This window comes from Abditibacteriota bacterium (assembly GCA_017552965.1).
In the GTDB taxonomy this organism is placed as follows: domain Bacteria; phylum Armatimonadota; class UBA5829; order UBA5829; family UBA5829; genus RGIG7931.
On the sequence record JAFZNQ010000101.1, the window covers coordinates 12,601 to 27,847 of the forward strand.

The 15,247-nt window shown below is 59.4% G+C and carries 11 protein-coding genes; 1 reads left to right on the top strand and 10 read right to left on the bottom strand.

From position 1 onward, the window contains the following. Positions 1 to 20: 20 nt before the first annotated feature. The 10 genes from IK083_08535 to IK083_08580 form a co-directional block, all read right to left on the bottom strand. The gene (locus IK083_08535) at positions 21 to 2,648 is read right to left on the bottom strand and encodes a valine--tRNA ligase (GenBank protein MBR4749597.1); all 2,628 of its coding nucleotides are present in this window, start codon (positions 2,646 to 2,648) and stop codon (positions 21 to 23) included. Beyond that, entirely contained in the window at positions 2,635 to 3,534 is a 900-nt protein-coding gene (gene prmA, locus IK083_08540) for a 50S ribosomal protein L11 methyltransferase (protein MBR4749598.1), read from the bottom strand. The genes IK083_08535 and prmA overlap by 14 nt, the downstream gene beginning before the upstream one ends. Next, positions 3,531 to 4,694, bottom strand: coding sequence for a molecular chaperone DnaJ (gene dnaJ, locus IK083_08545; protein ID MBR4749599.1), 1,164 nt, complete (start codon positions 4,692 to 4,694; stop codon positions 3,531 to 3,533). The genes prmA and dnaJ overlap by 4 nt, the downstream gene beginning before the upstream one ends. Before the next feature lie 132 nt (positions 4,695 to 4,826). Continuing rightward, positions 4,827 to 5,231 (bottom strand): DNA-directed RNA polymerase subunit omega, encoded by a 405-nt coding sequence (gene rpoZ / locus IK083_08550; protein MBR4749600.1) that lies wholly within the window; start codon positions 5,229 to 5,231, stop codon positions 4,827 to 4,829. A gap of 49 nt (positions 5,232 to 5,280) precedes the next feature. Then, on the bottom strand, positions 5,281 to 7,173 hold the full coding sequence (locus tag IK083_08555) for an ABC-F family ATP-binding cassette domain-containing protein (GenBank protein ID MBR4749601.1): 1,893 nt from the start codon (positions 7,171 to 7,173) through the stop codon (positions 5,281 to 5,283). Further along, positions 7,173 to 9,077: a SpoIIE family protein phosphatase gene (locus IK083_08560; protein MBR4749602.1), complete on the bottom strand. Its 1,905-nt coding sequence runs from the start codon at positions 9,075 to 9,077 to the stop codon at positions 7,173 to 7,175. Before IK083_08560 ends, IK083_08555 begins: the two co-directional genes overlap by 1 nt. Then, positions 9,074 to 10,051 (bottom strand): ABC transporter substrate-binding protein, encoded by a 978-nt coding sequence (locus IK083_08565; protein ID MBR4749603.1) that lies wholly within the window; start codon positions 10,049 to 10,051, stop codon positions 9,074 to 9,076. The genes IK083_08560 and IK083_08565 overlap by 4 nt, the downstream gene beginning before the upstream one ends. Next, on the bottom strand, positions 10,044 to 10,739 hold the full coding sequence (locus IK083_08570) for a hypothetical protein (protein ID MBR4749604.1): 696 nt from the start codon (positions 10,737 to 10,739) through the stop codon (positions 10,044 to 10,046). Before IK083_08570 ends, IK083_08565 begins: the two co-directional genes overlap by 8 nt. Beyond that, the gene (locus IK083_08575; GenBank protein ID MBR4749605.1) at positions 10,736 to 11,566 is read right to left on the bottom strand and encodes a carbohydrate ABC transporter permease; all 831 of its coding nucleotides are present in this window, start codon (positions 11,564 to 11,566) and stop codon (positions 10,736 to 10,738) included. Before IK083_08575 ends, IK083_08570 begins: the two co-directional genes overlap by 4 nt. After that, positions 11,563 to 13,854 (bottom strand): extracellular solute-binding protein, encoded by a 2,292-nt coding sequence (locus IK083_08580; protein MBR4749606.1) that lies wholly within the window; start codon positions 13,852 to 13,854, stop codon positions 11,563 to 11,565. Before IK083_08580 ends, IK083_08575 begins: the two co-directional genes overlap by 4 nt. Before the next feature lie 242 nt (positions 13,855 to 14,096). On the opposite strand from IK083_08580, the gene IK083_08585 reads away from it, so the two are divergent. Next, positions 14,097 to 15,173, top strand: a complete 1,077-nt coding sequence (locus tag IK083_08585) for a J domain-containing protein (GenBank protein MBR4749607.1) — start codon at positions 14,097 to 14,099, stop codon at positions 15,171 to 15,173. The last annotated feature ends 74 nt before the right edge of the window (positions 15,174 to 15,247 follow it).

Here is a 15,247-nt window from a genome sequence, read left to right on the forward strand (position 1 = left end):
CGTCTCCTTTGGGCAACCGCTCAGGACAGCAGCGCCAGTCTTTCCAGGAGCTTTGCCTTTTTGTCGGTGAGCTCGCTGACCAGAGCCTTTTGCTTGTCTATGACCTCCTGAGGGGCCTTGGCCAAAAAGCCCTGATTGGACAGCTTGCCCTGACTCCTGGCCAGGTCCTTCTCGATAGAGGCCAGCTCTTTGGTGATCTTGTCCTTTTCCTTGCCGCTGTCCCTGAGACCCTGAGGGTCTATATACACGTCCACACCCGGGAGATGGGTCCCGGCATAGGCTGCCTTTTCCTCCGGTGTGACGGTCTCCGGGGTATCCAGGCTCTCCAGCCTGCCCAGGAACATGATCTTGTCCTTCATGGAGCTCAGGTCCTTCCCGGTGACTATCACGGCTTTGGCGGGCTTGCCGCCGGGGATATCCAGCTGCAGCCGCATGCTCCGGATGGCGCCCACTATGGCCATCAGCAGCTCGGTCTCCTGCTCCGCTTCCTCAAATATGCGGCTGTCATCCGCCTGAGGATAGGGCTGCAGCATGATGCTGGCGCCCTCCTCGGAGCTCAGGTGCTGCCATATCTCCTCTGTGATAAAGGGCATCACGGGATGCAGCAGTCTCAGAGAGGCCTCCAGCACGTAGCCCAGAGTCCATCTGACCACGTCGCCGTCCTCTCCCCTGAGCCTGTCCTTGCTCAGCTCTATATACCAGTCGCAGTAGTCGTTCCAGATGAAGTCGTGGATGGCCTTGGCAGCGTCGTCCATATCGTAGGTGGAGAGGGAGCTGTTGGCAGTCCGGGCAGTCTTCTGGAGCTTGGAGATGATCCACTTGTCCTCGGCGGACAGCCGGTCCTTCACCAGAGGCCAGTCCTCCGCCCTGAAGCCGTCTATGTTCATGAGCACGAAGCGGCTGGCGTTCCATATCTTGTTGCAGAAGCGGCTGACTATCTCCACTCTCTTGTCGGAAAATCTGATGTCCTGGGTCTTGCCGGCCTGGGAAATGAGCGAATACCTCAGGGCGTCGGCGCCGTAAAGGTCTATCATCTCCAGAGGGTCCACTCCGGTGCCCAGGCTCTTGGACATACGCCTGCCCTTTTCGTCCTGGACCGTGGCGTAGATATACACGTCCCTGAAGGGCACGTCGCCCATATATTCCAGGGAGGAAAAGATCATGCGGGCCACCCACAGATTGATGATGTCCCTGGCGGTGATGAGCACGTCGGTGGGGAAGAAATACCGCAGCTCTTCGGTCATTTCCGGCCAGCCCAGCGTGGCAAAGGGCCAGAGAGCCGAGGAGAACCAGGTATCCAGCACGTCGGTCTCCTGCTCCACGGGGCCGCCGCAGTCGGGGCAGGCGTCCACGGGAGTCTTGCTGGCGATGAAGCGGCCGCAGGCCGAGCACTTGTACACGGGGATCCTGTGGCCCCACCAGAGCTGACGGCTGATGCACCAGTCTCTCACGTTTTCCAGCCATTCTATATAGCCCTTTTCATAGCGCTTGGGCCAGAAGGTGATCCGGCCGGACTTCACAGCCTCTATGGCGGGGGCGGCCAGCTCCTTCATCCTGCAGAACCACTGCTCGCTCAGCAGAGGCTCGATAGTGGTGCCGCAGCGCTGGCAGGTGCCCACCTGATGGGTGTAGTCCTCTATCTTGTCCATGAGCCCCAGGGCCTGCAGGTCGGCCACTATGGCCTCTCTGGCCTCGTAGCGGTCCATGCCCGCGTATTTGCCGCACACGTCGGTCATCCTGCCGTCGGGGGCTATGACGGTGATCTGGGGCAGATTGTGCCTGAGGCCCAGCTCAAAGTCGTTGGGGTCGTGGGCGGGGGTGATCTTCACGCAGCCCGTCCCGAATTCCATATCCACGTAGTCGTCCGCCACGATGGGTATCACCCGGTCCATCAGGGGCAGGATCAGATTCTTGCCCACCAGATCCTTGTAGCGCTCGTCATGGGAGTTGACTGCCACAGCCGTATCGCCCAGCATGGTCTCGGGGCGGGTGGTGGCTATGGTCACGAAGCCGGAGCCGTCCTCCAGAGGATATCTGTAATGCCAGAAATGCCCGGCCTGCTCCTCGTATTCCACCTCCAGGTCGGATATGGCGGAGGCGCAGCGGGGGCACCAGTTGATGACTCTGGCTCCCTTGTAGATATAGCCCTTGTCGAACAGGCGGACAAAGGTCTCCAGCACCGCGTCTGCGTAGCCCTTGTCCATGGTGAAGCGCTCTCTCTCCCAGTCAAAGGAAAAGCCCAGCTTTTTGAACTGGCGTATGATCTGCCCGCCGTATTCGTTCTTCCACTCCCAGGTCTTCTCCAAAAAGGCCTCTCTGCCTATGGCCAGCCTGTCGATGCCTTCCCTGGCCAGCTTGTCCGCCACCTTTTTCTGGGTGGCTATGCCGGCGTGGTCCGTGCCGGGCAGACACAGGGTGTTGTAGCCCTGCATACGCTTCCAGCGGATCAGCACGTCGTGTATGGAATAGCACAGAGCGTGGCCTATGTGGAGACTGCCTGTCACGTTGGGAGGCGGGATGGTGATGGAATAACGGGGCCTCGAAGGATCGGGCTCGGCGTGAAAGTATCCGGCCTCGGTCCAGCGGGCGTACCACTTGTCCTCCACTCCCCGTGGGTCATAGGTCTTGGGCAAATTATCTGTCTGCATTTATCACTCCGTTGGTATTTTGTTTTTTCATTATCAGGCACACCCATTCCTTCAGGGCGCGCTCCTCCGTCAGCTCAAAGCCTCTCTGTTCCAGGGCTTCCCGCACTTCCTGCGAGCGGGTATTGATGATACCCGAGGCCACCAGTATGCCTCCGGGCCGGGTGGCCGCCGCCAGCGAATCCGCCATATAGAGGATCACCTTGGCTATGATGTTGGCCAGGGTCAGGTCCGCCGGGACCGGGATATGGTCGGCGTTGAAGGCCCTCTGCAGGGAAGCCTCTACGCCCAGCCGGCGGAAATTGGCCTCCGCGGTCTCCACCGCCACCGAATCGCAGTCAAAGGCGTATATATCTCCGGCCCCCAGCCGGTCTGCCGCTATGGACAGTATGCCTGAGCCGGTGCCCGCGTCTATCACCGTGTCCCCGGGCTTCAAGTAGTCCTCCAGGGCGCCCAGACACAGAGCCGTGGTGGGATGCTGTCCGGTGCCGAAGGCCATGCCGGGATCCAGCTCCAGCACTATCTCGCCGTCTGCGGGGTCGTAGTCCTCCCAGCCCGGCTTGATGACGAACCGGCCCAGCCTGAAGGGCTTGTAATACTTTTTCCAGCTGTCGGCCCAGTTTTCTTCCTCTATGAGCTCGGTGGTGAGCTCGGCGGAGGGCAGAGCGATGCCCAGCAGCTCAAAGGCCTTCACATGGGCTTCCAGCTTCCGCAGCTTGTCCGGATACTGGTCGTCGCAGCGTATGTAGGCGGTCAGGGTCACGGTGGCAAAGCCGTCGCCCTTGTTCACCTCCTCCAGCACGCCGCCAATGCCCGCCTCAGCGAACACCCGGGACAGGGCGTTCACGTATTCTCTGGAGGTATTGATGGAGACTCTGGCCCACTTCATTTCTTTTTGCGGCCCCCTCTCTTCTTGCCGAAGAGCTTGTCGGTGATGGTGTCCTTGTGAGGAGCGGGCTCAAGGGTCTCGCCCATGGCCTGCGAATAGGCCAGCAGGGCCTCCCGCTGCTCTGCGGAAAGGCTCCGGGGCACAGCGACTCCCACTCTCACGAACATGGAGCCTCTTATGCCCGTTCTCAGCTGGGGCATGCCCTGCCCCTTCATCTCATACACCTGTCCGGGCTGGGTGCCCGGCTTGATCTCCAGCTCCGCGTCCTCGCCGTAGATGGTGGGCACGGGTATTTTGGTCCCCAGAGCAGCCGCCGCAAAGGACACCTCGGTCTCCATATAGAGGTCCTGGCCTCTGCGGACGAAATCCGGGTCCTCCTCCAGCCGCACCGCCACGTAGAGATCGCCGGCGGGGCCTCCGTTGAGGCCGTCGTCGCCGGCGCCGGCTATGCGCATGCGCTGATCGTCGTCAATGCCGGCGGGGATAGTCACTGTCTTGCGCTCGGTCCTGCGCACCCTCTTGTGTCCGTGACAGGTCTTGCATGGATCCGTGATCACGGCGCCCTCGCCGCCGCAGTTCTGACAGGTGGTCACCTGCACGGTGGTGCCGAAGATGCTGTTCACGGTCCGGCGCACCTGCCCGGTGCCGTGACACACGGGACATTCCGCCGGGGCAGCGCCGTTCTCGGAGCCGGTGCCCTTGCAGCTGTCGCAGGTGACGCTGCGGGGATACTCTATCTCTCTCTCGCAGCCCGTGGCTGCCTCCTGCAGAGAGATCCGCACCTGCAGCTCCTGATCGGCCCCCTGCAGGGGACCCGTGCGGCGGGACCTGCGGGCGCCTCCTCCGAAGATATCTCCAAAGCCAAAGTTGCCGAAGAGGTCGCCCAGATCGCCTTCAAAGGTAAAGCCGCCGGCTCCGCCGCCCTGAGGTCCGCCCTCCAGACCGGCTTCGCCGTAGCGATCGTAGATGCTGCGCTGTCTGTCGTCCGTCAGCACCTCGTGGGCCTTGTTTATCTGCTTGAATTTCTCCTCGGCGCCTTCCTCGTGATTGATGTCGGGATGGTATTTGCGGGCCATCCTGCGGAAGGCCTTTTTGATATCGTCCTTGGTAGCGTCCCTGGACACGCCCAGGAGCTCGTAATAATCCTGATTGTCTGCCATGATCCCATGTTATCGATGCGTAATATTCATAATATATTATACCAAAATACGGCCTGCAAGTCAAAGAAAGACCCTCTCCTCCGGACACAAAAAAAGAGCAGAGCTCAGGCTCTGCTCCCTTGTTTTTGCCTATCAGAACAGGTCGGTAAAGCTGGTCTCCTCTTCGGCGCCCGCATCTTCCTGCTCTTCCGTGTCCTGGGACTGCTCCAGGTATTCGCTGTCGGAGCCTTCCTTGGCTTCCGCTTCGTATTCGCCCTCGGCTCCTTCCTGCCGCTTGGTCTCTTCGGTCTCTTCGGTCTCCTCGTTCCTGGCTATGTCCTCCAGGACCTGGGTATCGATCTCATCTATATCGGGAGTCTCGCCGAACACTTCGCCCGCCGCTATCTCCTCAAAGGCAATGGTGAGAGGATTGGTGGACTCGGTCTCTATGAGGGGCTTCATGCCGGCCTTGATCTGCTTCGATCTCTGGGCCGCCATCAGCACCAGCTTGTACTTGCTTCCCACCTTTCTCATGCTCTCGCTGCTGGGATAAATCATACCTTGACACCTCGCTAATGATCTGGGACAAAAAACAGTCACTTTAATATTATACTATTTTCGCCTCTATGCTGTCAATAGCCTCCTGGAGAGATTCCCATTTTTTCATGAGCTCCTCCAGCTTTTTTTGCTGCTCCGAATATTCCAGGCTCAGCTCCCGGGCGCTGCCGTCCCTGTACACCGACTCGTCCCCCATCAGGAGAGTGATCTCCTTCATGCGCTCCTCGCAGCTTTCTATCTCCGCTTCCAGAGCCTTCAGCTCCGCCTTCAGGGGCTTGGCCTGCTGCCGCAGGGCCCTGTTGTCGGGACCGGAGGCGGCTTTGGGCTTGACGGGAGGCGCGGGCTGCTCGGGCCGGACCGCCTTTTCCCTGTAGTAGGAATAAGGCCCCGGATATACCGTAAAGCGGCCGTCCCTGATCTCTGCGGTGACCCCGGCCGTCCTCTCCAGAAAATATCTGTCGTGGGACACGATGACCGCCGTCCCCTCGTATTCCCGGACGGCGTTTTCCAGTATCTCGCAGCTGGCGGTATCCAGATGGTTGGTGGGCTCGTCCAGCAGCAGCAGATTGGGCTTTTCCGCCATGATGACAGCCAGGCTCAGCCGGCATTTTTCGCCGCCGGAGAGCTGCTCCACCGTCTTGAAGGCGTCGTCCCCGGAGAACAAAAACCTGCCCAGCAGGGTCCTGGCCTCGGAGGAGGAGATGTCCGTGGAGAGCAGCAGCTCCTCCAGCACCGTGCGGCCCGGGTCCAGATGATCGAACTCCTGGGCAAAATAGGCCATCCTCACGTTGGCGCCGAAGGTCAGGGTGCCGCCGTCGGCGGGCACCTCTCCGTGAAGTATCTTGATAAAGGTGCTCTTGCCGGAGCCGTTGGGCCCCACTACGCCCACCTTGTCTCCCCTGTCCAGAGCAAAATCCACGTCCCGGAGCAGGGTCTTGCCGCCGTAGGACTTGGACAGGCCCCTGACCCGCAGCACCTCCCTGCCGCTGAGCAGGTCGGGAGCGATGCGCACGCTCATGCGTCTGGGGTCGGATATCTCTTTCACGGGCCTGATGCGCTGCAGCTTCTTGACCAGACTGTCCCGGCCGGAGAAATTGCGGTGGGAAAAGAGGGTCTGGATGGCTTCCTCCAGCCTCTGGGCGGTCTTTTTCTGCTGCTCCCGTTCCTTCTCCAGGACCAGGAGCTCCGCCCTTCTCTTGTCGGAATAGGCCGAATAATTGCCCTTGTATTCCGACACACAGCCCCCCTCCAGAGCCAGCACCGAATCGCAGATCTGGTCCAGAAAATATCTGTCGTGGCTGATGATGAGGGCCGCGCCCTGATACTGGCCCCTGAGGTATTCCACAAATCTCTCGCAGGCGTCTATATCCAGATGGTTGGTGGGCTCGTCCAGCAGCAGCAGGTCGTGCTCTCCCAGCAGGAGCCGGGCCAGATGGGCTCTGGTCTTCTGGCCGCCGCTGAGGTGCCGGGGCAGCATATCCGTCTCCTGAGGCAGAAAGCCCAGCATCAGAAGCACGATGCGGGCCTGCTCCAGACGGCCAAAGCCCCCCAGCGCTTCGAACTCATGGGAGGCGTCTCCCAGCTCGGCGGCGGCTGAGTTGGAGTCGGGCTCCGCTTCCAGCCTCTCCCGGCAGGAGCGCAGGCGGGCGTAGCTCTCCGCCAGCTCCGGCGAAGCGCAGGCCACGGAGCCCAGCAGCTCAAAATCGCCGTCAAAGCCGGAGTCCTGAGGCAGATAGCCCACGGAGACTCCCGTCTCCTTTTGGACCCGGCCGCTGTCCGGGGAGAGCTCGCCGGCAAGTATCTTCATGATGGTGGACTTGCCGGTGCCGTTGTCCCCTATGAGGGCCTTGCGGCTGCTTTTTTCCATGAGGAAGGACACGCCCTCAAACAGGTCCCTCACACCGTAGCTTTTGGAGATGTTCTGGCAGGTGATGAGAGCCACTACTCCAGTCCTTTCCGGATGACGCAGAGCATGGTGATATCGTCGGACTGCTCCGCTTCGCCTGCGTATTCCTTCAGGTCGGCGTAAAAGGCGTCGCACACAGCCCTGGCCGACTCTCTGCCGTTTTTCCTGAGGGAGTATCTGATGCGCTCGTGTCCGAACTGCAGGTTCTCCGTGTTCATGCACTCGTCCACGCCGTCGGTGAACATGTAGAGCATGTCGCCGGGATGGAAGGGCACGGTCTTCTCGGTGTATTTGCCGTTTTCGAAGACTCCCGCCAGGCGTCCCTTGAGCCTCTCCAGCTGGGTGATACCGCCGTCGGAAGTGCACAGATAGGGGGCGGGATGTCCTGCCAGGGAGTAGGTGAAGGTCTCCTCGGCTTCGTCTATGACGCCGAAGAGCAGAGTCACGAACATATCGGTGGAGTTGGACCGGGACACCTCCCGGTTCACCACTTCCAGAGCCTCGGAGGGCGACATGCCTTCCTTCCAGAGCACCTTGGCGGTGGTGATGACCATGCTCATGAAGAGAGCGGCGCTGGGTCCCTTGCCGGACACGTCGCCTATGAGCACTGCCACCCGGGTGGGAGATATGCGAAACACGTCGTAGAGGTCGCCGCCCACCTGACGGGCGGGCCGGACGAAGGCGTAGATGTCCAGGATGTCCGAGCACACGCTGTCAAAGTCCTTGGGCAGCATGCTGTCCTGTATGCTCCAGGCTATCTTCAGCTCGCTCTCGGCCTTTTCCCTGTCGGAGTCGGCCTTGCGGATGATGGCTATCTGCTCCTTGATATCGTCCTTCATCTTGTTGAACTCGTATATCAGGGTGCTGATCTCGTCCTCATGCTCGGGCTCCGGCAGCTGATAGTCCAGATTGCCCTTGGAATACTCTCTGACAGCCAGCTCCAGGTCCTTCACGGGATAGAGTATCTGTCTGGCTATCCTCACCACCACTATGCCCAGTATGATGATGCCCATGAATCCCACCAGTATGATGGTCCTGTTCATGAGCTCCAGATTGAAAAAGAGATAGCGGGTGGGGACCACGTAGCCCAGGGACCAGCCCGTGGACACGATGGGAGCGTAGGCCATCTCGCAGCGCTTGCCCGTGACCGTGGAATAGCCAAAGGAGCCAAAGCCGGACACGCCGGCAAGCATATTCTTGCCGATGCTCCGCAGGGCAGGCATATTTTCGCCCTCCGCCACGGAAAAGATGGTCTCGTTCATCACGTATTTGGACTCGGGGTGATATATGACGGTGCCGGTGCCGGTGATCAGGAAATGGTAGTTGTGCACCTTGTCCTGATAGCTCTCCATCAGCTCCTGTATCCACTGTATAGTGACGTCGGCGGTGAGGACTCCCAGGAACTCCCGGTCCTCCCCTTCCCCTCTGTAAACCGGGGCCGAATAGGTGACCATCAGCAGCTCGGTGCCGCCTTCGTCATAATAGGGCTCGATCCAGCAGGACCGGCCCGTATCCCGGGCCAGGGTGTACCAGTCCGCGCTGCTGTAGTCATAGGTGGGAGGCGAAAAGACTATGGAGCCGTCCCCGTCCCTGTAGCAATAGACGTTCCTCAGCTGCACGTCCGTGTTGTACACGAAGGCAGAGCCGTTGATGGAGCTGTTGGAGCGGACTATGCTGGGCAGCAGGGTCCTGAGGCTTTCCTCGCTCATATCCGAGGTCTTGGCGGCAAAATCCACCACCGAAGCGATGCTGCTCAGGGTCGAATCGATCTTGTTGGCGTTGCTGGACACCATATACACGGTGCGTTCCACGGTCTCCTTGTAGCCTATGATCTTACCCACTCTGTAGTTGATGACGCTGAGCAGCACCACAATGAGAGAGCAGCCGAGGATGACGTAGAGCGACAGCCTGGTGGTTATTTTGAGCTTGCGCATTATCATAGACCCATCCCCTTGTAGAACTCCGCGTAGGTGGGCTTGCGTTTGATGAAGCCGTTCTTATCCATGAGATACACGCAGTTGTTGAATTGCCTCCGGGACAGGGTGCCGGTCTTCCACTTGTGGTCCCGGGAAAAGATGGAGGGCAGTATGGCATCCAGCATATACTTCATGTGAGCGGGACTGCAGCGCAGGTGGGCCTCGTTGGTGCGGTTCATCACCTCTTTGAGGGCCTCATCCCTGTGAGACTCGGCGTATTCCCAGCCCAGCAGGGTGCCGGTCACAAAGGCCCGGCACTGGGCCCGGCGGGTCTCCAGGGTCTTGTGGGTGCAGAATATGGCGTCCTCGGGCAGGTCCACCCCCATCTCCGCCAGTGTAAAGATCTTCATATCGCTGTAATCCAGACCGGAATAATACAGGTTGTTGTATTCGTTGTAGGTGAGGCAGGTGCACACGTCCACGCCCCCTATGAGAAACAGGGAGTTGGTGGTATTCTGGTCGTAGAGCTTCATATTGATGCCGTTGGAGGCCAGAGCCAGCTTCACCGGATATCCGGCGTCGGCGTTGATCCAGGTGCTGAGGCGCTTGCCCTTCAGGTCCTCCAGGGTGTTGATACCGCTGTGCTTTCTGGTCACCAGGATACAGTTGGAGCGGTTGACCACCTGACAGATGTTCACAATATCGTCTCCGTTGCCCGCCGCCATGAGCCCGGACAGGCACCAGCACAGGATGAAGTCGTACTTGCCCTTTTTGAGCTCGTTGACCCCTATGGTCTTGGAGTCCGCGTGGCTGATCCTGACGTCTATGCCCCTTTCGGTATAAAAGCCCTGCTTCTGGGCCATATAGACTCCCGCAAACTGGGACTGGGGCAGCCAGGGCAGCAGCACGCGCACAGTCTCCGCAGCCCCCGAAGGGACCGCCGGCAGCAGCAGGGCCGCCGCCATGATTACCATCAGCTTTGTGATCAGTTTATTCATCATACTTACACCTATTCACAGCCTTCAGCAGATTTTCCGCCGCATCGGGAAACCGGCTGCGGCACTCCCGGAGCAGGTCTCGCGCCGCCGCTCTGCGGGAGGTCAGGGCCAGAGGACACCGGCTCTCCGCCAGAGGTATATTGCGGCGGCGGACGTAGGCCTCCACCGCCTTCCCCTCCACCCCTATAAGGGGCCTGACGAGAGTCACGGCTCCGAAATAATCTCTTTTTGGTTCGAGGGAGCTCCACCTGCCCCGGGAGAGCAGCTCCAGCAGGGCGGTCTCCGCCGCGTCGTCGGCGGTGTGAGCCACCGCCAGCGCCGTGGCCCCTTCGTCCCGGGCAGCCTCCAGCAGGGCTTTCCTCCTCAGGGCTGCGCAGCGGTAGCAGCTCAGGGGAGCGGGCTCCGCCTCGCCGGTGATGGGCCTTTCGGTGAGCCTGACGCCCAGGCTGCTCAGATATGCCGCCGCCGGAGCCGGCAGGGGCTCGAAAGCCAGGTCGTAGCTGCCGGTGATATACACGGCTGCCGTCAATTCGATGGACAGATATTCCTTCAGGGACGCCAGCACAGTCACCAGCGCCATGCTGTCCTTGCCTCCGGACACTCCGCACACCACCCTGGTGCCGGGAGGCAGCAGGCCGTATTCGCCGCAGGTCCGGACCACCTGCTTCTGGATGCCCGACAGGTTCATCCCTTGATACCGGTGGTGACGACTCCCTTCACAAAGAACTTCTGGGCCACGAAGAACAGGATCACCACCGGCAGCAGGGTGACGGTGGAGGCCGCCATCAGCGACACTATGTCCACTCCCTGCACGTCGGAAAAGGTGGCCAGTCCCAGCGCCAGAGTCCTGTTTTCCACGGAATTGAGATATATGAGGGGAGTCATAAAGTCGTTCCAGTAGCCCACGAAGGCAAACACCATGACCGACACTGCCACGGGCTTGGAGAGAGGCATGAGTATCTTCAGATACACCTGCCAGGTGCTGCAGCCGTCCAGTCTGGCCGCATCCTCCAGCTCCGCCGGGATGGTCAGGAAAAACTGCCTGAACAGGAATATGTACAGGGCGTTGCCGAAAAAGGAGGGCAGTATCAGGGGCCACAGGGTGTCATACATGCCCAGGCTCTTGAAAATGACGAACTGGGGCACGCAGGTCACCATGGCCGGCAGCATCAGGGTGGAGAGCACCAGCAGGAAGACGCCCTGCTTGCCCGGAGCCTTCAGCCGCGCAAAGACGTAGGCCGCCATGGAGGAGCTGATCAGTGTGCCCGCTATGCCCAGTCCCGTCACCAGACAGGTGTTGAGAAAATACCTGCCGAAGGGCATCAGGGTCAGGGCGTAGCGGTAGTTGGCTAGGTCTATCTTTTTGGGAACGAAGAGAAATCTGGCCTTGCCTATCTCCTCCACGTTGGACACGGAGGCAGCCAGCATCCACAGCAGGGGAGCCAGAAACAATGCCGCCAGGGCTATGATGACCAGATACCTGAGTATCTCTGATATGATATTGGTTCTTTTCATGACTCGCTCTCGTAATATACCCACTTGTTGGCCAGCTTGAAGTTGATAAGGGTGATAAGCATGACCACCAGAAACAGCATCCAGGCCATGGCCGAAGCCTTGCCCACGTTGAGGTAGCTGAAGGCCTGATTGTAGAGATACAGGCCGTAGAACAGAGACGCGTCCTCGGGGCCTCCGGAGCCGTTGTTCAGGATGAAGGCCTGGGTAAACATCTGCAGGCTGAATATGATGCCCGTGATCAGCTGATAGAATATGGCGGGAGTGATCAGCGGCAGGGTGATGCCGAAGAGCTTTCTGGCTCCTCCGGCCCCGTCCAGATCCGCCGCCTCATACAGCTGCGCCGGCACCCCCTGCAGGGCCGCCAGATAAATGATCATGGAGGAGCCCACGGACCACACGCTCATGATGACAAAGGCGGGTATGCACAGCTTGGGCACCAGCAGCCACCCGTCGGCGTTGGACATCATGGACAGCCACACCAGCCTGCCCCGCTCTATCCAGGGGACTATATGCAGGCCCAAAAAGTTGTTGAGGAGCCCCGAAGGGGCAAATATATTGATCCACAGCACCGAGGTGGCGACGCCGCTGATGACCGAGGGCAGATAATACAGGGTCCGGGCGGCCTCCACGAAGCGGTTCGTCTTGTTGAGCAGCACGCTGACCAGCAGTCCGAACACCACGGACAGGGGCACCGCCCACAGGGTATAGACCGTGGTCACCCATATGGATCTGACAAACTTTTCGTCCCGGAAAAGCTCGGCAAAGTTTCTGAAGCCTATGGCCCAGGCCGTGTTGATCACGTCCCATTTGGAGAAGGAAAACACCAGTGACGCCAGCACGGAGCCCAGAGTGAGCACCACAAAGCCTATGATCCAGGGGAGTATCATGAGATAGAATTCTCCGGTCTCCCGGCGTTCCCGGGGGTGGCCCTTGGTCTCTTTCAGGGTCCAGACCGTCCACAGGACGGCAAAAAGGGCGAGGGCTCCGAAGAGCAGTATCCCCAGCAGCCGCCAATTGACGGGCCGGAAGCCGCTCATGTCTTCGTCCGCCTGAGCTATGATGGCGTTGACCCGCTTTTCGGCCTCGTCGAGAGTCTCCTTTTCCGTCTTTTTGCCCTTGAGATACAGCTCTATCCGGGAGGCCATCTCCGCGGAGGCCTCGGCCCAGCCCGGGACTATGGGGATGGTCTTGCCGTAGGGGAGCTGGTCTATGAAGCCCTTGAAGATGGGATCCTGGCAAAAGGTGTCGTCGGTGGCGGCGGAGCGCCGGGCCGGTATCCTGCCCCCTGCGCTGCACACCTTGATCATCTGCTCCCGGGAAGCGGCAAATTTGATGAATTCCCAGGCGGCTCTCTTGTGCCGGGAGCCCCGGGGTATCACCAGGCTGTTGCCCACTATCTCGCTGGCGGGATATTTGCCGTAGGGCACCGTGGCTATGCCATAATCCAGATCGGGATAATTGGCTCTGAATATAGACGACTTGTAGGGATTGTCCACGAACATGGCCACGGCCCCGTTGCCAAAGGGGTCGTTCACGTTGCCGTGAAACTGGGAGTTGAAGTTCTGCAGGGTGTTGACATCTCCCGTCTCCTCCCTGATGAAGGAGGACATGAACCTGAGGGCCTCCGCCCCCTCCCGGGTGTTGAAGACGGCCTTTTGGGTCTCCGGGTCCACCAGCTCTCCCCCCAGCTGCCAGAGATACATGGCGAAGTTGTTGGGGTTGTACAAAAAGGCCGAAAAGCCCAGCCGGACGGGCTTGCCGTCCTTGTCGTATTTGGTGAGCTTGCGGGCGTATTCCCTGAGCTCCTGCCAGGTCTTCGGAGGCCTCTCCGGGTCCAGACCCGCCTCCCTGAACAGAGCCTTGTTGTAATAGAGAGCGTTGGGGCTCAGCACCCAGGGCAGTCCGTAGAGGACCCCCTTGTAGGTGTTTTGCTCCAGTCCGGCGGGATAAAAGTCCTCCAGACCAAAGCCGTCCTCCCTGACCAGGCTGTCCAGCTCCTCCAGGGCGCCGCGGCTCATCATGCCGCCGCCCAGGTGGGCGTAAAAACGCACCACGTCCGGTGGCACCTTGCCGGCGATGGACAGGGTCAGCTTCCTTTCCACGTAGGCCTGGGGCACCAGAACGCCGTTGACAGCTATGTCCGGATGCTGCTTCTCGAATGCCTTTATCATCTGCTCATAGGCGATCCTTTCGTCGGGGGAGGCTCCGTACCAGAAGGTGATGGTCTCCTTTGCCATGACGGAGGACGCCGCCAGTATCAGCAGGATGCACAGGATGATTTTTTTCAACGCTCGACTTCCTCAGGGTTTTTCTAATTAATTTATACCATAAAAGGGCCAATTATTCAAGCCGCGCCCCTGCCCCGCAAAAAGGAACACGCGAGAGACCCGGGCAGTCTATATTATTGAGAAAGGCGCCTTTTTTCCCGATTCAGATTATTTTCGGCCTCTTTCGCTTGCTTTACTTCTTTGATTTAGTATATAATAGTATTGCAGGTATTTAATCAGGTACCTTTACTGCAAAGAGAAATATGAAAGACTATTATCAGATACTTCACATATCCAGACTGGCTTCGAAGGATGAGATCAAGGCCGCGTATTACGCGCTGGCCAGGAAATATCATCCCGACATCAACAAGAGCCCTGACGCCGCAGATATGTTCAGGGAGATCAACGAAGCCTACTCTGTGCTGAAAAGACCCGAGAAAAAAGGCAAGTACGACTATGAGCTGAAGGCGGAGGAAGAGGATTCCCGCCGCAGCAACGACAACAACTACAGCTTTTCGGGCAAGAACCGCAGATACGAGGGCGTGTCTCTGGCCACCCTGGTCAGATGCCTCAACAAAGGCCGCATAGACGAGTCCACCATCATTTTCCACAAGGGCAAGCCTTACAGGATCACCGGCTTTGACGGAGCAAAGGTGACCTTTTCCCCGGTGGATATGGGCAACAACAAGAACAAATACTATGCGGACCCCACCGGCGCCACCGTTCAGGAGGAGCCGGAAGGCAACCTGCGGGACGCCATGCACTTCTACTGGTACGACCTCATCCACTCGGCCAGAGGCAGGGTGATGCTCTTCCTCCTGGCCACCATCATCATCATAGGCACCATACAGTTCTTCCAGAGGGCCCTGGGGCCCAAGGAGCCCACTCCCGCCATGGTCACGGATCCCATGCTGGATGTGCCGGAGTACGGCAATCAGGCCTCCACCCCGGTGGTGGGCTTGCCTCCCAACGGGTCCATACGGTGGTACGTGGACACAGCCGGCAACATCCCGGTCACGGTGTCGGTCCCCAGAGGCAAGGACTATTATTACGTCATCATCAAGAACATGGACTCGGGAGCCAAGGTGCTCTCCGTGTTCCTCTACAAGGGCAAGACAGCCAGGATAAGCATGACCGCCGGCAACTACGGCGTATACTATACCAATTTCACCTCCGGCCAGTGGGCGGGTCCCGACACTGTGGGTCAGTCAACACCCTGCGCCAGGTGCAACATATATCTGGCAGTCAGCCGGGACTCCAGGCCTTCGGTGAGCCTGAAGCCGGTCTCGGACAACAACCCCGCCATCACTCAGATCAGCTACGAAGAATTCATACGTTAGAACAGCCACACGGCTGTTCTTTCTGTTTGCGCCCGCCCGGCTCTGCCGGAGGACGCCCTGCGCTATATCTGTAA

Excerpts from the sequence above, each read along its gene's own strand:
- IK083_08535 (MBR4749597.1), bottom strand. The coding sequence starts at position 2,648 with ATGCAGACAGATAATTTGCCCAAGACCTATGACCCACGGGGAGTGGAG.
- prmA (MBR4749598.1), bottom strand. The coding sequence starts at position 3,534 with ATGAAGTGGGCCAGAGTCTCCATCAATACCTCCAGAGAATACGTGAAC.
- dnaJ (MBR4749599.1), bottom strand. The coding sequence starts at position 4,694 with ATGGCAGACAATCAGGATTATTACGAGCTCCTGGGCGTGTCCAGGGAC.
- rpoZ (MBR4749600.1), bottom strand. The coding sequence starts at position 5,231 with ATGATTTATCCCAGCAGCGAGAGCATGAGAAAGGTGGGAAGCAAGTAC.
- IK083_08560 (MBR4749602.1), bottom strand. The coding sequence starts at position 9,077 with ATGATAATGCGCAAGCTCAAAATAACCACCAGGCTGTCGCTCTACGTC.
- IK083_08565 (MBR4749603.1), bottom strand. The coding sequence starts at position 10,051 with ATGAATAAACTGATCACAAAGCTGATGGTAATCATGGCGGCGGCCCTG.
- IK083_08570 (MBR4749604.1), bottom strand. The coding sequence starts at position 10,739 with ATGAACCTGTCGGGCATCCAGAAGCAGGTGGTCCGGACCTGCGGCGAA.
- IK083_08575 (MBR4749605.1), bottom strand. The coding sequence starts at position 11,566 with ATGAAAAGAACCAATATCATATCAGAGATACTCAGGTATCTGGTCATC.
- IK083_08585 (MBR4749607.1), top strand. The coding sequence starts at position 14,097 with ATGAAAGACTATTATCAGATACTTCACATATCCAGACTGGCTTCGAAG.